General features: G+C 70.5%; 17 protein-coding genes and 1 pseudogene. 6 read left to right on the forward strand and 12 right to left on the reverse strand.

Going from position 1 to position 16,944, the window contains the following annotated elements; all coding sequences use genetic code 11:
• The first annotated feature begins 9 nt into the window (after nucleotides 1–9).
• On the forward strand, nucleotides 10–987 hold the full coding sequence (locus ACIRR8_RS31530; protein ID WP_404071392.1) for an NlpC/P60 family protein: 978 nt from the start codon (nucleotides 10–12) through the stop codon (nucleotides 985–987).
• Between the two features lie 293 nt (nucleotides 988–1,280).
• Nucleotides 1,281–2,012, forward strand: a complete 732-nt coding sequence (locus tag ACIRR8_RS31535) for a phosphatase PAP2 family protein (RefSeq protein WP_404071273.1) — start codon at nucleotides 1,281–1,283, stop codon at nucleotides 2,010–2,012.
• An 85-nt stretch (nucleotides 2,013–2,097) separates the two neighbouring features.
• On the opposite strand, the gene ACIRR8_RS31540 is transcribed toward ACIRR8_RS31535, so the two are convergent.
• Entirely contained in the window at nucleotides 2,098–2,304 is a 207-nt protein-coding gene (locus ACIRR8_RS31540) for a hypothetical protein (RefSeq protein ID WP_404071275.1), read from the reverse strand.
• 164 nt (nucleotides 2,305–2,468) lie between these two features.
• On the opposite strand from ACIRR8_RS31540, the gene ACIRR8_RS31545 reads away from it, so the two are divergent.
• Together ACIRR8_RS31545 and ACIRR8_RS31550 are read left to right on the forward strand one after the other, a co-directional pair.
• Complete coding sequence (locus ACIRR8_RS31545; RefSeq protein ID WP_404071277.1) at nucleotides 2,469–3,338, forward strand: hypothetical protein; 870 nt, start codon at nucleotides 2,469–2,471, stop codon at nucleotides 3,336–3,338.
• Nucleotides 3,339–3,518: 180 nt separating this feature from the next.
• On the forward strand, nucleotides 3,519–3,914 hold the full coding sequence (locus tag ACIRR8_RS31550; protein ID WP_404071403.1) for a hypothetical protein: 396 nt from the start codon (nucleotides 3,519–3,521) through the stop codon (nucleotides 3,912–3,914).
• Nucleotides 3,915–3,938: 24 nt separating this feature from the next.
• Here ACIRR8_RS31550 and ACIRR8_RS31555 read toward each other — a convergent pair whose 3' ends face one another.
• Complete coding sequence (locus ACIRR8_RS31555) at nucleotides 3,939–4,328, reverse strand: metal-sensitive transcriptional regulator (protein ID WP_404071279.1); 390 nt, start codon at nucleotides 4,326–4,328, stop codon at nucleotides 3,939–3,941.
• A 245-nt stretch (nucleotides 4,329–4,573) separates the two neighbouring features.
• On the opposite strand from ACIRR8_RS31555, the gene ACIRR8_RS31560 reads away from it, so the two are divergent.
• Together ACIRR8_RS31560 and ACIRR8_RS31565 are read left to right on the forward strand one after the other, a co-directional pair.
• A complete protein-coding gene (locus ACIRR8_RS31560; RefSeq protein ID WP_007449359.1) occupies nucleotides 4,574–5,194 on the forward strand; it encodes a DUF47 domain-containing protein in 621 nt (206 codons plus the stop codon).
• Between the two features lie 5 nt (nucleotides 5,195–5,199).
• Nucleotides 5,200–6,198 carry an anion permease gene (locus ACIRR8_RS31565; protein ID WP_404071281.1) on the forward strand — a complete coding sequence of 333 codons (999 nt, stop codon included), beginning with the start codon at nucleotides 5,200–5,202 and terminating at the stop codon, nucleotides 6,196–6,198.
• 128 nt (nucleotides 6,199–6,326) lie between these two features.
• On the opposite strand, the gene pstB is transcribed toward ACIRR8_RS31565, so the two are convergent.
• From pstB to mshD, 10 genes and pseudogenes are all read right to left on the reverse strand, one after another.
• Nucleotides 6,327–7,103, reverse strand: a complete 777-nt coding sequence (pstB, locus tag ACIRR8_RS31570) for a phosphate ABC transporter ATP-binding protein PstB (protein ID WP_030720302.1) — start codon at nucleotides 7,101–7,103, stop codon at nucleotides 6,327–6,329.
• A gap of 40 nt (nucleotides 7,104–7,143) precedes the next feature.
• On the reverse strand, nucleotides 7,144–8,232 hold the full coding sequence (gene pstA, locus ACIRR8_RS31575; RefSeq protein ID WP_404071283.1) for a phosphate ABC transporter permease PstA: 1,089 nt from the start codon (nucleotides 8,230–8,232) through the stop codon (nucleotides 7,144–7,146).
• Nucleotides 8,229–9,230: a phosphate ABC transporter permease subunit PstC gene (gene pstC / locus ACIRR8_RS31580; protein WP_151511748.1), complete on the reverse strand. Its 1,002-nt coding sequence runs from the start codon at nucleotides 9,228–9,230 to the stop codon at nucleotides 8,229–8,231. Before pstC ends, pstA begins: the two co-directional genes overlap by 4 nt.
• A gap of 162 nt (nucleotides 9,231–9,392) precedes the next feature.
• Nucleotides 9,393–10,529 carry a phosphate ABC transporter substrate-binding protein PstS gene (pstS, locus tag ACIRR8_RS31585; protein WP_404071286.1) on the reverse strand — a complete coding sequence of 379 codons (1,137 nt, stop codon included), beginning with the start codon at nucleotides 10,527–10,529 and terminating at the stop codon, nucleotides 9,393–9,395.
• 189 nt (nucleotides 10,530–10,718) lie between these two features.
• Nucleotides 10,719–11,144 carry an NUDIX hydrolase gene (locus tag ACIRR8_RS31590; RefSeq protein WP_404071288.1) on the reverse strand — a complete coding sequence of 142 codons (426 nt, stop codon included), beginning with the start codon at nucleotides 11,142–11,144 and terminating at the stop codon, nucleotides 10,719–10,721.
• A complete protein-coding gene (locus ACIRR8_RS31595; protein ID WP_404071290.1) occupies nucleotides 11,141–12,268 on the reverse strand; it encodes a CHAD domain-containing protein in 1,128 nt (375 codons plus the stop codon). Before ACIRR8_RS31595 ends, ACIRR8_RS31590 begins: the two co-directional genes overlap by 4 nt.
• Nucleotides 12,237–14,489 (reverse strand): RNA degradosome polyphosphate kinase, encoded by a 2,253-nt coding sequence (locus ACIRR8_RS31600; protein WP_404071292.1) that lies wholly within the window; start codon nucleotides 14,487–14,489, stop codon nucleotides 12,237–12,239. The genes ACIRR8_RS31595 and ACIRR8_RS31600 overlap by 32 nt, the downstream gene beginning before the upstream one ends.
• Before the next feature lie 338 nt (nucleotides 14,490–14,827).
• Nucleotides 14,828–14,947 (reverse strand): annotated as a pseudogene (locus ACIRR8_RS31605) (ABC transporter permease); the annotation flags it as partial.
• Nucleotides 14,948–15,104: 157 nt separating this feature from the next.
• The gene (locus ACIRR8_RS31610; RefSeq protein ID WP_404071294.1) at nucleotides 15,105–15,428 is read right to left on the reverse strand and encodes a MerR family transcriptional regulator; all 324 of its coding nucleotides are present in this window, start codon (nucleotides 15,426–15,428) and stop codon (nucleotides 15,105–15,107) included.
• A 497-nt stretch (nucleotides 15,429–15,925) separates the two neighbouring features.
• On the reverse strand, nucleotides 15,926–16,849 hold the full coding sequence (mshD, locus tag ACIRR8_RS31615; protein WP_404071295.1) for a mycothiol synthase: 924 nt from the start codon (nucleotides 16,847–16,849) through the stop codon (nucleotides 15,926–15,928).
• Nucleotides 16,850–16,944: the final 95 nt, after the last annotated feature.

Below are 16,944 nucleotides of genomic sequence, written 5' to 3' on the forward strand. Positions count from 1 at the left end.
GGCGTGGGCATGGCGGCGGCCTTCATGGCGCTGCTCCTCGTCGGTACGTACTCGGCCGCCGCCGGTCTCGCCGGGGCGGGCGGAGGTGGGGCCGTCGCGCTCGCCAAGGGGGCGGTGCCGGCGCGGTTCCAGTCGCTGGTCCAGAAGTGGGGCAACCTCTGCCCCGCCATCAACCCGGCCTTGCTGGCGGCGCAGTTGTACCAGGAGAGCGGTTGGAACCCGAGGGCGCAGAGCCACGCCGCCGCGCAGGGCATCGCGCAGTTCATCCCGGGCACCTGGGCCACGCACGGTATCGACGGCAACGGTGACGGCAAGCGGGACGTGTGGGACCCGGCCGACGCGATTCCCTCGGCCGCTTCGTACGACTGTGAGCTCGCCGGGTACGTCAAGAAGGTGCCGGGCGATCCGACGAGCAACATGCTGGCCGCGTACAACGCCGGTGCCTACGCGGTCATCAAGTACGGCGGTGTGCCTCCTTACAAGGAGACGCAGAACTACGTGAAGATCATCCGCTCGCTGGAGAAGAGCTTCGCCCGGCCCGTCGGCAGGGTCGCGCCCTCCCGGCAGGCGGCCGGTGCCATCTACTTCGCGCAGAAAAAGCTCGGTACGCCGTATCTGTGGGGCGGGAACGGGACGCCGGAGCAGCAGGGGCGGTTCGACTGTTCCGGGCTGACCCAGGCCGCGTACCGGACGGTGGGCATTGAGCTGCCGCGCGTTGCCAACGACCAGTACAACGCCGGGCCGCATCCTTCGCGGGACGAGCTGCTTCCGGGGGATCTGGTGTTCTTCTCCGATGATCTGACCAACTCGCGGGCCATCCGGCACGTGGGGCTGTACGTCGGGGGCGGGTACATGATCAACGCCCCCTTCACGGGAGCGGTCATCCGGTTCGACAAGATCGATACGCCCGACTACTTCGGTGCGACGCGGGTCACCAAGGACGGTGCCGCCGCTCTGCCGACCGATCTTCCTGGGGATGCTCCGTGAATGTCCGCCGGAAGAGCTGACGGACAGTCGGCCCTGGCCGGAACTCTCCGTGAAGCCTGGGCCCTGAGCTGCGACGACCAGTCACTCTTCGATAACGTCATGGTGATCATTCGGTGGAGAGTGGAACGCGGGCGGGGAGCGGGCCGTTCCCTGGACAGGGACAGCGGACGGCATGCGCACCGACCATGCGTGCGCAGAACGGGACCACACCGAATCACGGGGGTTCGACCACGGTGGCGCGCATGGACGCGCGTCGCCACAGATGAAGCAGACAAGGCAAGGGGCCGCAGCAGATGGCTGGACTCGAACTCGAAGGGTCGAACCCGGACGTCAGTGTGCTCTACGGCATCAACGGGCTGGCGAAGGCCGCTCCGACCTGGCTCGACCGGGTCATGGAGTTCGTCGGTGAGTACGGGACCATGTTCGGCCTCGTCCTGGTGGGCCTCTGGTGCTGGTGGAGCATGCGCAAGCGCGGGAGCGCCGGCGACTCGGTGACGGCGGTCGCCGCGCTCGTCTGGGCGCCGCTCGCCGCCGCGCTCGCGGTCGTGATCAACATCCCGATCCGTGGATTCGTCGAACGGCCACGTCCGTTCAACGATCATGAGGGGCTCGAAGTCCTGATCCACGGCAAGACGGACTATTCGTTCGTCAGCGACCATTCCACCCTCGCCATGGCCCTCGCCGTCGGCATCTTCGTGGCCAACCGGAAGTTCGGCTTCGTCGCGCTCGGCCTCGCCGTCTTCGCCGGCGTCAGCCGGATCTACATGGGCGTCCACTACCCGACCGACGTGATCGGCGGATTCGCCCTCGGCACGGCCGTCGCACTCCTGCTGGCGCCGCTCGCGATGGCCCTGCTGACCCCGCTGATGGCCGCGATCTCCCGCTCCGACCGGGCCGGCTGGATCGTCCGGTCGAAGAAGGCGGACGCGGCGTACGGCGAGGAGCGCGGGGACACGCGCTCCATCCCCGAGCCCCGGCCGGGCACCGGGCGCGGCTATCCGGGAGAGAAGGACCTCGCCGCCTGACCTGAGCCCAGGAGCCGCTTTCACGATCCCCCAGGTGCTTCGCGCACCTGGGGGATCGTGCTGTTTTCGGCCATGTCCTCCGGCGTCAGGACGCGGCGAGGTGCTCGGCGGCGTCCGTGCGGGCCCGGTCCCGCGATCTGCGCGCCGGGCCCGTCCAGCCGCAGGTGCAGCGGGCCAGGCAGAACGAGCCGCGCTCGGTCGTGGTGGCGCTGTGTCCCGCCGGAGGCGGTGCGGGGCACGAAGTGGGGTGCGGGGCCTTGGTGCGGGCTGGGGCGGAGGGTTCCTCGTGCACCCGACCACGGTACTGGTGACCACCTCCGAACGGGTTCCGAGGGCCGGAGAACCCGCTCGCCGCGGCGCGGAGGTGCCGGGGCCGCGTGACGGGGGGCGCCGGTGGTCGTTATGCGAGGCGGGTGAGGGCTCGGTCGTGCGGCAGTCGTTGGGGGTTGGCAGGCGATGGTGGTGCAGCAGTACAGGGACGGAGGCGGGGCCCGTGCTGTCCGCGCCCTCGCCGTGGCCGGGGTGATCGCGGTCACCGCCGGATGCGTCGGCGAGGCCGGGGCGGGCGGTGGGAGCGATGGGTCCGGGCAGCGTGCCGTGGCCGCGGAGCGCCCGCTCGACGTGCTCGGCCAGGCGGCCGGCGTACTCGCCGAAGCGGGTGGCGCACAAGCCCGTACGTCGATGGAGACGGCGGCCGGCGGGACGCGGGTGACGATCCGCGGCGAGGGCACGTACGACTTCCGCAGGCAGATGGGGCGGCTCAAGGTGGTGCTGCCCACGGACGCCGCCGGCGCGGACGACCACCGGCCGATCACCGAGCTGCTGGCTCCGGGCGCGCTCTACATGAAGAACCGCGGCGCCGGGGTCCCCGACGACAAGTGGGTCAGGATCGACACGACCGCGCTCAAGGACGGCAACCTCGTCACCGGCGGCGTCACCGATCCGATGGCCGCCGCCGAGCTGCTGCGCGGGGCCGGTGATGTGACGTACGTCGGGAAGTCCGAGCTGGCCGGCGTGACGGTCCATCACTACCGGGGCGTCGCCGACCTGGACCGTGCGGCGCGCGCCGCGTCGCCGCAGTCGCGTGGGGCGTTGAGCGCGGCGGCGAAAGGGTTCGGCAAGGACGCCGTCCCGTTCGACGCGTACCTCGACGAGGAGGGCAGGCTGCGGAAGGTCCGCCACCGCTTCACCTTCGCCACCGAGGGCCAGGAGGCGGCGGAGGTCACGGTGGTCTCGACGCTGCTGCTGTACGGGTTCGGGGCGCCGGTCACCGTGACGCTGCCGGACGAGGACGACATCTACACGGGCGAGATCCGGCAGGGCTGAGCCCGCCACCGGCCGCCGCCACGACCCCTACGGGAAGGGCGGGGCGGGAGGGGCCGGTTGGGAGGGGGACGAAATGGTCCGTCCGTGCCATGCGCGGTGCGTACCGCGCTCCCTACGCTAGGAAGCCGGTGCGCCGAAGGGTCGGCGAAGGGTCGGCGACGGCAGAGAGAGGTGACGCAGGTGGTGACGCTCAGCGCTCCGAACGCTCAGGACTACGTGGCCCTCGCCGAGATCGAGCTGTGCGGCGAGCTGATGATCGCGGCCTCGGCGGCGCGTGAGGAACGCCTCAGTCCCGACCGTATCGACGAAGTGCTCAACGTCGGGGACGAGTCCGTCGGGGGCGAGAGCGCCCGGGGCGAGACCGTCCGGCGCGAGACCGTCCGGGATGAGGCGTCCGGTGACCGTGACCGTGGCCGTGTTCACCACAGGGCCGACGCCGGAGACCGTACGCCTCGAAGCGCTGGTGCTCCTCAAGGCGCCGGTGCTCCTCAAGAGGCCGGTGACGGTGGCCTGAATGCCACCCTCGCCGCCGACGCGTGGACGACCGTCCCCCGCCAGGCCGCCCGCCGGCGGTGAGGCCCCCGGGCCCCACCCCTCACCTCACGTCCGCAGCAGCCGGGCGATCGCCTTCGTGGCCTCCTCGACCTTCGCGTCGATCTCCTCGCCGCCCTTGACCGCCGCGTCGGCGACGCAGTGCCGCAGGTGCTCCTCCAGCAGCTGGAGGGCGAAGGACTGCAGGGCCTTGGTGGAGGCCGAGACCTGGGTGAGTATGTCGATGCAGTAGACGTCCTCGTCGACCATGCGCTGGAGGCCGCGGATCTGGCCCTCGATCCGGCGCAGCCGTTTGAGGTGCTCGTCCTTCTGGTGGTGGTAGCCGTGGATGCCGAGGTCGTGGTCGGTCACGATCTCCTCGGCGGCGGCGAGCGCCCCGGTGCCCACCGGCTCCGGTTCCGCTCCCGCGCCCGTGTCCGTCGTCCCGGTGGTGGTCATCTGCGTCCTCCCGTAGTCCTCGTACACCCGTCACAGCCTGCCCGCGATGGCGCTCCGGCCTGGTGCGACCCTGACCCCGATATACCCCTGCCGGGTATATCGTAACGAATCCGGCGGAAACGTGACCGGGGGCCCGTGCCGATCCCCGTTCCCGATGGGCGACACTGAAGAACGCCGGTTAGCCGTGGCCGGATGATGCGCCTAGCATCAGCCTGACCGAATCCAAAGCATCCCGAGGACCCCACGTGCGCTTTCGTCTGACCCCCAGGGAGACGAGCTTCTACGACATGTTCTCCGCGTCCGCGGACAACATTGTCACGGGCTCGAAACTCCTGATGGAACTGCTCGGGGCGGATTCTGCCTCCCGAGTCGAGATCGCGGAGCGTATGCGGGCAGCGGAGCACGCGGGGGACGATGCCACCCACGCGATCTTCCACCAGCTGAACTCCTCCTTCATCACGCCGTTCGACCGCGAGGACATCTACAAGCTGGCGTCCTCGCTCGACGACATCATGGACTTCATGGAGGAGGCCGTCGACCTGGTCGTCCTCTACCAGGTCCAGGAGCTCCCCAAGGGCGTCGAGCAGCAGATCGAGGTGCTGGCCCGGGCGGCGGAACTGACCGCCGAGGCCATGCCGGGGCTGCGGACCATGGACAACCTCACCGAGTACTGGATCGAGGTCAACCGGCTGGAGAACCAGGCCGACCAGATCCACCGCAAGCTGCTGGCCCAGCTCTTCAACGGCAAGTACGACGCCATGGAGGTGCTGAAGCTCAAGCAGATCGTGGACGTGCTGGAAGAGGCGGCTGACGCGTTCGAGCACGTCGCCAACACCGTGGAGACCATCGCGGTCAAGGAGTCCTGAACCTCGTGGACACCTTTGCGCTGATCGTGACCATCGGTGTCGCGCTCGGCTTCACGTATACGAACGGCTTCCACGACTCCGCGAACGCCATCGCCACCTCGGTCTCCACCCGGGCGCTGACCCCGCGTGCGGCTCTGGCGATGGCCGCGGTGATGAACCTCGCCGGCGCCTTCCTGGGCCAGGGGGTCGCCAAGACCGTCAGCGAAGGCCTGATCGCCACGCCCGTCGGGCAGAAGGGGATGGGCATCCTGTTCGCGGCGCTGGTCGGCGCGATCATCTGGAACCTCATCACCTGGTACTACGGCCTCCCCTCCTCGTCCTCGCACGCGCTCTTCGGCGGGATGGTCGGGGCGGCGCTGGCCGGTGGGACGGACGTCATCTGGTCCGGGGTGCTGGAGAAGATCGTCATCCCGATGTTCCTCTCCCCGATCATCGGTCTGGTCGTCGGCTATCTGGTGATGGTCGGCATCATGTGGATGTTCCGGAACGCCAACCCGCACAAGGCCAAGCGCGGCTTCCGGATCGCGCAGACGGTCTCGGCGGCGGGCATGGCGCTCGGCCACGGCCTCCAGGACGCGCAGAAGACGATGGGCATCGTGGTGATGGCCCTGGTCATCGCCGACATCGAAGGTCCGAACGACGAGATCCCGGTCTGGGTCAAGATCGCCTGTGCGGTGATGCTCTCGCTGGGTACGTACGCGGGCGGCTGGCGCATCATGCGTACGCTCGGCCGGAAGATCATCGAGCTGGACCCGCCGCAGGGCTTCGCCGCCGAGACGACCGGCGCGTCGATCATGTTCGGTTCTGCGTTCCTCTTCCACGCCCCGATCTCCACGACCCATGTCATCACCTCCGCGATCATGGGCGTCGGCGCCACCAAGCGCGTGAACGCCGTGCGCTGGGGCGTCGCGAAGAACATCATCCTCGGCTGGTTCATCACCATGCCGGCCGCGGCGCTGGTCGCGGCGCTGAGTTACGGCGGGGTCCTGCTGCTCTTCGGCTGAGGCGGGCTCGTGCAAGACATATGGGTCCGCCCCCGCTCTCCGTACCAGGGAGAGCGGGGGCGGACCCTTTCGCCTTGTGGTGGCACCGCCATGCAGCACCGCAAGGCCGTATCAGGGGGAGGTACGGCTCAGCCGAAGCGGCCCGAGATGTAGTCCTCCGTGGCCTGGACCGACGGGTTGGAGAAGATCCGCTCCGTCTCGTCTATCTCGATGAGCTTGCCGGGCTTGCCGACCGCCGCGAGGTTGAAGAACGCGGTGCGGTCCGAGACACGGGCCGCCTGCTGCATGTTGTGCGTCACGATGACGATCGTGAAGCGCTCCTTCAGCTCGCCGATCAGATCCTCGATGGCGAGGGTCGAGATCGGGTCGAGCGCCGAGCACGGCTCGTCCATCAGCAGGACCTGCGGCTCGACCGCGATGGCGCGGGCGATGCACAGGCGCTGCTGCTGGCCACCGGAGAGGCCGGAGCCGGGCTTGTTGAGGCGGTCCTTGACCTCGTTCCAGAGGTTCGCGCCGCGCAGGGACTTCTCCACGACGTCGTTCAGCTCGCTCTTGCGGTAGCTGCCGTTGAGCCGCAGGCCCGCCGCCACGTTGTCGAAGATCGACATGGTGGGGAAGGGATTGGGGCGCTGGAAGACCATGCCGACCGTGCGGCGCACGGTGACCGGGTCGACGTTGGAGGCGTACAGGTTCTCGTCGTCCAGCAGCACCTTGCCCTCGACGCGGCCGCCGGGGGTGACCTCGTGCATCCGGTTCAGGGTGCGCAGGAAGGTGGACTTGCCGCAGCCGGACGGGCCGATGAAGGCGGTCACGGAGCGGGGCTCCACGGTCATCGAGATGTCCTCGATGGCCTTGTGGCTGCCGTAGTAGGCGGTGAGGCCGCTGATGTCGATGCGCTTGGCCATGGAAATCACTGCTTCTTTCGGGAGGTCGCTGATGGCCGCGTCAGCGACCGGTCTTCGGGGCCTTCCAGCGGGCGATGCCGCGGGCCACGAGGTTGAGGATCATGACGAAGGCGATCAGCACCAGGGCCGCTGCCCAGGCGCGGTCGTACGAGGCGGCCTCGCCGATCTTGTACTGCTCGTAGATGTAGAACGGCAGCGAGGACTGGGCGCCCGAGAAGGGGTTCGTGTTGATCAGCTGGCTGCCGAAGACCAGCAGGATGATCGGGGCGGTCTCACCGGCGATACGGGCGATGGCCAGCATGACACCGGTCGTGATCCCGCCGATCGCGGTCGGCAGGACCACCTTCAGGATGGTGCGCCACTTCGGGATGCCAAGGGCCAGCGAGGCCTCGCGCAGCTCGTTCGGGACGAGCTTGAGCATCTCCTCGGTGGAGCGGACCACGACCGGCATCATCAGGATCGTCAGGGCGAGCGCGCCCATCAGGCCGGACGGCTGGATCTCGAAGATCAGCATGATCGACAGGATGAAGAGACCGGCCACGATGGACGGGATGCCCGTCATCACGTCGACGAAGAAGGTGACGGCCTTGGCGAGCGAGCCCTTGCCGTACTCGACCAGGTAGACGGCGGTCAGCAGACCGAGCGGCGCGGAGATCACCGTGGCGATGCCGACCTGCTCCAGGGTGCCGATCAGCGCGTGGTAGACGCCGCCGCTGGCCTCCGAGCCGAGCACACCGGCCATGGAGTGGGTGAGGAAGTAGCCGTCGAGGCGCTCGGCGCCGCGGGAGACCGTCGTCCACAGCAGGGAGACCAGCGGGACGACCGCGATCAGGAAGCAGACCCAGACGATGCTGGTGGCCAGGCGGTCCTTGGCCTGGCGCTTGTTCTCCACGACGCTGGTGACGACGTACGAGATGGCCAGGAAGAACAGCGCGGCGATCATGCCCCACTGCACCTTGCTGTGCCAGCCGGCGGCGGTGGAAAGGCCGACGGAGAGCGCGATCGCGACGGCGGCGAAGCCGGCGGGGGCGAGGCGGGGCAGCGAGCGGCTGCTCAGACCGGACTTCGGTGCGCCGGGGCCGGTGGGCGGCGTCGGGCGTTCCTGTACGGCGGTGGATGCGTTGCTCATGCGTTGGCCCCCGAGTACTCCTTGCGGCGGGCGATGATGAGCCGGGCCGCGCCGTTGACCAGCAGGGTGAGGACGAAGAGGACGAGGCCCGAGGCGATCAGGGCGTCACGCCCGAACTCGTCGGCCTCGCCGAACTTGGCCGCGATGTTCTGCGCGAAGGTTCCGCCGCCCGGGTTGAGCACGTGCAGCGAGATGATGAAGCTCGGCGAGAGGACCGTGGCGACGGCCATCGTCTCGCCGAGCGCGCGGCCGAGGCCGAGCATCGAGGCGGAGATGATGCCGGAGCGGCCGAACGGCAGCACCGAGAGGCGGATGACCTCCCAGCGGGTGGCGCCGAGCGCGAGCGCGGCTTCCTCGTTCATCTTCGGGACCTGGAGGAAGACCTCGCGGCTGACGCTGGTCACGATCGGCAGGATCATGATCGCCAGCAGCACGCCGACGGTGAAGAGCGAGCGGGCGACGCCGACCTCGGTCTTCTCGAAGATGTACGTCCAGCCGAAGAACTGGTCGAGCCAGAGGTTCAGGCCCTCCAGGTACGGCACCAGGACGAGCGCGCCCCAGATGCCGTAGACGATGCTGGGGACGGCGGCGAGCAGGTCGACGACGTACGCGATGGGGGCGGCCAGCTTGCGCGGCGCGTAGTGCGAGATGAACAGCGCGATGCCGACAGCGATCGGAACCGCGATGACCATCGCGATGATCGAGCTGACGACCGTGCCGAAGAGCAGGACGGCGATGCCGAAGACCGGCGGGTCGCCGGCCGGGTTCCAGTCGAAGGTGGTGAGGAAGTTGCCCTCGTCCTTCGAGATGGCGATGGCGGCCCGGTAGCTGAGGAACACGGCGATCGACGCCATGATCACGAGCAGCAGGATGCCCGAACCGCGCGAGAGGCCGACGAAGACCTTGTCGCCCATGCGCCCGGTGGACTGGGGGCGCTCCTTGCGGTCCGGGGGTGCCGGCGGGGCCGGTGGTGTGTCTATCGGTGTGGTGGAAGCCATGGTCTTTCCGGTCTGTGTGGGGGAGCCGGGGGCTCCCCTGGCGGCGGTGCACCGGATGGTTGGGGCTGGTACCGGGGTGGTACCGGGGGGCGGCGGGCCGGTCCGGAGGGGTGCGCCGGGCCGGCCTGCCGGTGGTGCGTGGAGCGTGGTGCGCTCCCGGTGTTACGAGAGGCCGTTGACGGTCTCGCGGACCTTCGCGTTGATCTCGGCCGGGATCGGGGCGTAGCCGGCCTCGGTGAGGATCTTCTGGCCGTCGTCGGAGGCGGCGTAGGAGAGGAAGGACTTGACGGTGTCGAGCGTCTCGGCCTTGTTGCCGGTGTCGCAGACGACCTCGTACGTCACGAGGACCAGCGGGTAGGCGCCGTCGGCCTTGGTGGTGTAGTCGAGCTCCAGCGCCAGGTCCTTGCCGGTGCCCTTGATCTTGGCGGCGGCGATGGCCTTGGAGGCGTTCTCCGAGGTGGCCTCGGCCGGGGCGGAGCCGCCGGTGTCGATGGCGACCGTGGAGATGCTCTGGGACTTGGCGTAGGAGAGCTCGAAGTAGCCGATCGCGCCGTCGACCTGCTTCACCTGGGCGGCGATGCCGGAGGAGCCGGACGCGGCCTGGCCACCGGGGGCCGGCCACTTCTTCTCGGCCTCGTACTTCCACTCCTTCGGAGCGGCGGCGCCGAGGTACTTGCCGAGGTTCTGCGTGGTGCCGGAGTCCTCGGAGCGGTGGAAGGCCTGGATCGCCTTGTCCGGCAGTTCGACGCCGTCGTTGAGCTTGGCGATCGCCGGGTCGTTCCACTTCTTGATCTTCGTGTCGAAGATCTTGGCGAGGGTCGGGGCGTCCAGCGTGAGCTTGTCGACACCCTCCAGGTTGTAGCCGATCGCGACCGGGCCGCCGACCATCGGGAGGTTGATGCCCTGGCCGGTCTTGCAGGCCTTCTTCGACTCGGCGACCTCTTCCGGCTTCAGCGCGGAGTCGGAGCCGGCGAAGCCCACGGTGCCCTGGTTGAAGGCGACGATGCCCTCACCGGAGGAGGAGGAGTTGTAGTTGATCTCCACACCGGAACAGGCGGCCATGTAGTTCTTGACCCAGAGGTCCATGGCGTTCTTCTGCGCGCTGGAGCCGGAGGCCCGGAGCTGGCCCTTGGCCTTGCCGCAGTCGATGCTCGACGCCGCACTGCTCTGGCCGTCGGCCTGGGGCGTACCGGAGCCGCTGTTGTCGTCCGAACCGCACGCCGTGAGGACCAGGGCGCCGGAGACGGCGAGGGCACCGAGCGCGGTGGCACGAAGCCGGTTCTTGCGCTGAAGCTTCACTTTCGGGTGTTCCTTCCAGGAGCCGCCGTGATCTGTTCGTTCTACGACGGCGTGCGATGAGGAGGGTTGCTGCGGCTTGGCGCCGCGCACCGTGTACGTCCGAAATTAGGCAGAACAGGTGAAGCCGCCTACGGGGGAGAGTGAACGGCAGGTGAACCGTGTCGGGCAGGCGGGTGCGGGAACCGCGGTTCAGCTGCGGGGGAGCGCGTCGAGCAGGGCCGCGGTGAGCTGCTCGCGGTCGCGCGGCTGGGTCAGGCGTACGCGGGCGGCCTCGGGGGCCAGCCAGAGGATGCGGTCCACCTCGTCGTTGGCCTCGAAGGCGCCGCCCGTCGCCTCGGCGGCCCAGTAGGCGACCTCCTTGGGCCGCCCGTCGACGAGATACCGGGCGGTGGGGAGGCGGGCGCCGGGGACGCAGTGGTGGCCGGTCTCCTCCAGGACCTCCCGTACGGCGGCGGCCAGCGGTTCCTCGCCGCGCTTCAGCTTCCCCTTTGGGTGGGACCAGTCGTCCCAGCGCGGTCGGTGTACCAGGCACACTTCCACCCCGCCGCCGCCCGGGGCGCGGCGCCACAGGACGCAGCCGGCGGCGAGGACCGTCGCGTGCGGGGCGGCGCTCATGAGCCCGTCACGGCGGCCGTGTACGGCCAGGTCTCCCGGAACACCGCCCGCGCGGCCTCCACCTCGTGGCGCTGGTCCGCGTGGAGCACGCCGAGCGCGTACGCGGTGGCCGGGGCGATGCGCGGGGTGCGGGCCGCGGCCGCCGCGGCGGCGGCCGCCTCCGCCGCGTCCCGGTGCAGGTCCAGGGCGTGCCCGGCGCCGGTGAGGACCGGGTCGGCGGCGCCGAGGACGACCTCGTGGGCGTACCGGTGCAGCCGCAGCAGCAGCCGGGTCTGGTGCCACGGCGCGTCCTGCGCCTCGTTGTACGGCTCCGCCGACGCGTCCGGCGGCAGCGCCGCCACCGCCACGATCAGCCGCTGCTCGGCGCGCTCGGCGGGCTCCAGGAGCCCCTCGGCACCCCGGCCCGTGGTGCCCGGGGCCAGCGGGACCTCGGAGGCGAGCAGCGCCACGGCGTCGGCGACCGCGTGGAACCGGGACGAGCCGAGGGCCTGGAGCGCGGCGGAGTGGGCCCGGGTCCGCGCGAGGGTCAGCTGGCGCTCCAGCAGCGCCCCGGCCCGTGCGGCCCCGACGCCGAGTACGGCGCGGCCCTGCGCGTCCGGCGTGGTGGCCGGTGGTGCGGCGGGCTTCGCGCCGCGGGCCGCCGGGACAGGTGCCCCGGAGAGGTGGTGCAGGGCTTCGAGGAGGCGGGTGAGCCGGCCGGCGTACGCGTGTTCGCGGGCGAGCGTGCCGGAGAGCCAGGCCAGTTCCGTACGGAGGTGGTCGGCCCAGACCGGGTCGAGGGCGGGGCGGAAGGTGTGGAGCGAGCCGCTGATCCGCCGGGCGGACCGACGCAGGGCCCGGGCCGCGGCCTCGGCGCCCTGGCCGTTGGCTTCGGAGGGGGCGCTGTGCTCGCGGTGGAGGCGCAGGCTCCGCAGGAAGTCGGCGGCCTGGCCGCGCAGGTAGGGCGCGAGGACGGCGTCGGCGCTGACGCCGTCGGCGGTGGCCCCTACGGGGAGGGGCCTCGCCGCGGGATTCGCCTCCTCGTGGGCCCCGGCCTCCGGGCTCCCGTCCGCGACGGACGCGGTAACCGCGGGGGTGGTCGTCGTCTGGTGGTCAGGGCGTCGCACGCCTGCGCCTCCGGGCATCGATGAGCATCTCCTGGACGTGCCGCAGCGGCTGCCCCTCCGCGTCCGTGGCGTGCCGGGTCCAGTTGCCGTCGGGGCCCAGGTGCCAGGAAGCGGTGGTGTCGGCCATACCGGTCTCCAGGAGTCGGCTGAGTGCGGCGCGGTGGGCGGGGTCGGTGACCCGGACGAGGGCTTCGATCCGGCGGTCGAGGTTGCGGTGCATCATGTCGGCGCTGCCGAACCACACCTCGGGCTCGCCGCCGTTGCCGAAGGAGAAGACCCGGGAGTGTTCCAGGAAGCGCCCGAGTATCGAGCGGACCCGGATGTTCTCCGAGAGACCGGCGACCCCCGGTCGGATGGCGCAGATCCCGCGCACCCAGATGTCGACGGGCACGCCCGCCTGGGCCGCCCGGTAGCAGGCGTCGATGATCGCTTCGTCGACCATCGAGTTGACCTTGATGCGGACGTAGGCGGGGCGTCCGGCGCGGTGGTGGGCGATCTCCTTGTTGATGCGGGCGATCAGCCCGTCGCGCAGGGACTTCGGGGCGACGAGGAGGCGGCGGTAGGTCTCGCGGCGGGAGTAGCCGGAGAGCCGGTTGAACAGGTCGGAGAGGTCGGCCCCGACCTGCGGGTCCGCCGTGAGCAGGCCGAGGTCCTCGTACAGCCTGGCGGTCTTGGGGTGGTAGTTGCCGGTGCCGACGTGGGAGTAGCGGCGCAGGGTGTCGCCCTCCTGGCGGACGACGAGCGAGAGCTTGCAGTGGGTCTTCAGCCCGACCAGCCCGTACACCACATGGCAGCCCGCCTCCTCCAGCTTGCGGGCCCACTTGATGTTGGCCTGCTCGTCGAAGCGAGCCTTGATCTCGACGAGGACGAGGACCTGCTTGCCGGACTCGGCCGCGTCGATGAGGGCGTCCACTATCGGCGAGTCGCCGGAGGTGCGGTACAGCGTCTGCTTGATGGCCAGCACGTCCGGGTCGCCCGCCGCCTGCTCCAGGAACGCCTGGACGGAGGTGGAGAACGAGTCGTACGGGTGGTGGAGCAGCACGTCCCGCTCGCGCAGCGCGGCGAAGATGTCGGGCGCGGAGGCGGACTCCACCTCCGCCAGGTCCCGGTGGGTGCCGGCGATGAACTTCGGGAACTTCAGCTCCGGCCGGTCCAGCGAGGCGATCGCGAAGAGGCCGGTCAGGTCCAGCGGGCCGGGCAGCGGGTAGACCTCCGCGTCGGACACCTTCAGCTCGCGGACCAGCAGGTCCAGGACGTACGGGTCGATGGACTCCTCGACCTCCAGCCGCACCGGCGGACCGAAGCGGCGGCGCATGAGCTCCTTCTCCAGCGCCTGGAGCAGGTTCTCCGCGTCGTCCTCTTCGACCTCCAGGTCCTCGTTCCTGGTGACCCGGAACATGTGGTGCGCCAGCACCTCCATGCCCGGGAACAGCTCCTCCAGGTGGGCCGCGATGACGTCCTCGATGGGTACGTACCGCTGCGGGGACGCCTCCAGGAAGCGGGTCAGCAGCGGCGGCACCTTGACCCGGGCGAAGTGGCGGTGGCCGCTGACCGGGTTGCGTACGACGACGGCCAGGTTGAGGGAGAGCCCGGAGATGTACGGGAAGGGGTGCGCGGGGTCGACGGCCAGCGGGGTCAGGACCGGGAAGACGCGCTGCCGGAAGAAGGTGAAGAGGCGGGCCTGCTCCTTCTCGGTCAGATCCGGCCACCGGATGAGCTGGATCGACTCGTCGGAGAGGGCCGGGGCGATGTCCTGCTGGAAGCAGGCCGCGTGCCGGGCCATGAGCTCGCGCGAACGCGTCCAGATCAGGTCGAGGACCTCGCGGGGCTGGAGGCCGGAGGCGGAGCGGGTGGCGACGCCGGTGGCGATGCGGCGCTTGAGGCCGGCCACCCGGACCATGAAGAACTCGTCCAGGTTGGAGGCGAAGATCGCAAGGAAGTTGGCGCGCTCCAGGATCGGCGTCGCCGGGTCCTCGGCCAGCTCCAGCACGCGCTCGTTGAAGGCGAGCCAGGAGCGCTCGCGGTCGAGGAAGCGGCCCTGGGGCAGCTCGTCGCCGTCCCGGTCGGGCTCGTACGCGTCGGCGTCGGCGTCGAGATCGGGGTCCAGGTCGGCGGCGGTGGAGAAGCCGGCGTTACCTGAGGAGGGGTGCGCGACGGCGTGCGGCCGGTGCGCGGCGAGTGCGCCGACGGACGGCTGGGCGGGCTGGACCGGGACCTCGGAGCTGGGCTGCTGGCTCATGAGCCCATTGTTCCGCGTGGGGGCCCCGGTAGGCGCGTCGGAGCCGGGAAAGATCGCGGAAGGCCCGGGAAACCCGGGGTCACGGCTGGGGGACGCGGCGGAGGCGTCACCCCGGGCGCTCCCGTTGCGGCGGGGGGCTGGCAGAGCTGGCTGCATCCCGTGAGGGTCGCAAGGGCGTCTGAATGGCCGGTAACGGCGACATGACGTCCAGGAAGCGGTGTGCCTGCGGGTAGGTCGTCCAGTGACGGTAGGTGACCGGGGCCTGGTGGGTGATCGCCGTCCGGGCCCACCCCTGTCGGGCCCGGACGGCGAAGTGGGTGGCCGGTCGCGGCCCGGGGTCAGCCGTGCAGGCGGCGCAGGACCCGGAAGGCGGCGAACACGGCGAGCGCGGCGAGGGCGAGCAGGATGCCGGTCTCGACGAGCTGGAGGGGCCAGAAGTGGGAGGCGGGGTGGTAGTGCTCGTAGTTCCGCACGCCGTGTCCGGCCAGGCACTCCTGGAAGTTCAGGGAGGAGGTGGAGCAGAGGCCGGGGGGAAGAAGGGGCGGCGTCAACCGACGCCGCCCCTGCGCGTACGGGAGGGGGCGGTCTACTGCGTTCGTCTACCGCGTCCCTCTACTACCGCGTCCGTGTGGCGCGCAGTTCCTCGTTGATGCGCTGGGCCTCTTCGAGCTGGTCCTCAAGGATGACGATGCGACAGGCGTCCTCGATCTTGGTGCCCTGGTCCACCAGCTCCCGGGCGCGGGCGGCGATGCGCAGCTGGTAGCGGGAGTAGCGGCGGTGGCCGCCTTCGGAGCGCAGCGGGGTGATCAAGCGGTTCTCGCCGAGTGCGCGGAGGAAGGCGGGTGTGGTGGAGAGCATCTCGGCGGCCCGGCCCATGGTGAAGGCGGGGTAGTCGTCGTCGTCCAGGTTGTCGGTGGCACGGGTACTGCTAGCGGGCATAGCACCTCTTCATTCGGGGCCGTGCCGGGTCTCGGCGCGGGGACACGTCGGGGGGCCCGAGTGCCGTACGGCACTCGGGCCCCGAGCTTCAACACCATCTGCCGGCGTGACTTACGCCGGCCTTCTTTTTCCGCCGGTCCGCCGGTGAGGGCGGGTGAGCGGGGATCGCGGATGCGTGACCGGGGACCACCTTCCGATCTGGGGCCTGCGGTACCCGGGCGGTGTGTGCCTCGCCCGGGCGATCCTGATGGCGTCTGCTCCTTACCTCGTCGGTTCTGTTCGTCTGTTCATCGGACCGGACAGGTCGGAGGTGCCGCTGTACAGCCCCTGAAGGCCGCCCGGCCCGGCAACCAGCGGCGGAACCCACCGTTTCCGGCTCCACCACTCCACTGCCGTGCCGTCCTCGCTGTCCGGCTACGAGAAAAACACTAGACCCGCCGTTAGCGAGATGTCTACTCCCGCCACGACAGATTTTCTTCCGACCGGAGGTGCGAGGTTCAGGACTCGGTGCGGTACATCAGGTCCACCTCGTGGGTGGCGAAACCGATCCGCTCGTACACCGTCACGGCCGCCGTGTTGTCGGCGTCGACGTAGAGCATCGCGGTGGGCAGTCCCTCGGCGGCAAGGTGGTGCAGGCCGATCGCGGTGAGCGCCTTGCCGAGCCCGCCGCCCTGGGCCTCGGGCAGCACGCCGACGACGTACACCTCACCGAGCCGCTCCTCGGCGTGCACCTTCGTCCAGTGGAAGCCCACGAGCTCCCCGCCCCGCTCGGCCAGGAAGAACCCCTTCGGGTCGAACCACGGCTCCGCCTTGCGGTCGTCCAGGTCCTGCTGCGTCAGGGAGCCCTGCTCGGGGTGGTGGGCGAACGCGGCGCGGTTGACGGCGAGCCAGGCGGCGTCGTCCCGGCCGGGCTCGAAGGTCCGTACGGTGACGTCCTCGGGCAGGACGGGCTCGGCGAGGTCGAGCGGGATCAGGCTCCGGCGGAGCTGGCGCAGCTCACGGAAGAGGGAGAGCCCGAGGACCTGCGCCAGGTGCCGGGCGGCGGAGCTGCCGCCGTGCGCCCAGACCCGCAGCCGCTTGCCGGTCGCGGCGAGGAGGGCGGCGCCCAGGGCCCGTCCGTGGCCGGTGCCGCGCCGCTCGGGGTGGACGACGAGCTCGGCCGCCGGGGCCTCCACGGGATCGGTGTCCTCCAACTGCGCGTACCCGGCGAGGGTGCCGCCGCTGGTGAGCAGGAAGTGGCGTACACCGTCGCGGTGACCGCCCCGGATCCGGAGCCTCCCCTGCTCCGAGACCGCCTGCCTGCCGTCGAACCGGGCCGCCTCGGCGAGGAGTTCGAGGACGGCGTCGGCCTGGCTGGAATCGAGCGCGTCGAGGGCCTGAATCTCGCGTCCGGGGGAGGGGAGGGGTGCGTCAGTCGTCATGGGGACGAGCGTACGGGGAGCGGGGGCGCGGGCGGAGGTGCGGCGGAGGGCGTACGGGGTGGTCGCGTTCGTGCGGGTGGAGGGCACGGCGGCCG

The organism is Streptomyces sp. NPDC101178, assembly GCF_044767965.1.
In the GTDB taxonomy this organism is placed as follows: Bacteria; Actinomycetota; Actinomycetes; order Streptomycetales; family Streptomycetaceae; genus Streptomyces.

Bases quoted from the DNA above. Each gene is read 5' to 3' on its own strand.
- ACIRR8_RS31610 (WP_404071294.1), bottom strand. From the start codon at position 15,428: ATGCCCGCTAGCAGTACCCGTGCCACCGACAACCTGGACGACGACGAC.
- ACIRR8_RS31545 (WP_404071277.1), top strand. From the start codon at position 2,469: ATGGTGGTGCAGCAGTACAGGGACGGAGGCGGGGCCCGTGCTGTCCGC.
- pstA (WP_404071283.1), bottom strand. From the start codon at position 8,232: ATGAGCAACGCATCCACCGCCGTACAGGAACGCCCGACGCCGCCCACC.
- ACIRR8_RS31595 (WP_404071290.1), bottom strand. From the start codon at position 12,268: ATGCCCGGAGGCGCAGGCGTGCGACGCCCTGACCACCAGACGACGACC.
- pstC (WP_151511748.1), bottom strand. From the start codon at position 9,230: ATGGCTTCCACCACACCGATAGACACACCACCGGCCCCGCCGGCACCC.
- ACIRR8_RS31600 (WP_404071292.1), bottom strand. From the start codon at position 14,489: ATGAGCCAGCAGCCCAGCTCCGAGGTCCCGGTCCAGCCCGCCCAGCCG.
- ACIRR8_RS31530 (WP_404071392.1), top strand. From the start codon at position 10: ATGGCGGCGGCCTTCATGGCGCTGCTCCTCGTCGGTACGTACTCGGCC.
- ACIRR8_RS31535 (WP_404071273.1), top strand. From the start codon at position 1,281: ATGGCTGGACTCGAACTCGAAGGGTCGAACCCGGACGTCAGTGTGCTC.
- ACIRR8_RS31590 (WP_404071288.1), bottom strand. From the start codon at position 11,144: ATGAGCGCCGCCCCGCACGCGACGGTCCTCGCCGCCGGCTGCGTCCTG.
- mshD (WP_404071295.1), bottom strand. From the start codon at position 16,849: ATGACGACTGACGCACCCCTCCCCTCCCCCGGACGCGAGATTCAGGCC.
- ACIRR8_RS31555 (WP_404071279.1), bottom strand. From the start codon at position 4,328: ATGACCACCACCGGGACGACGGACACGGGCGCGGGAGCGGAACCGGAG.
- pstB (WP_030720302.1), bottom strand. From the start codon at position 7,103: ATGGCCAAGCGCATCGACATCAGCGGCCTCACCGCCTACTACGGCAGC.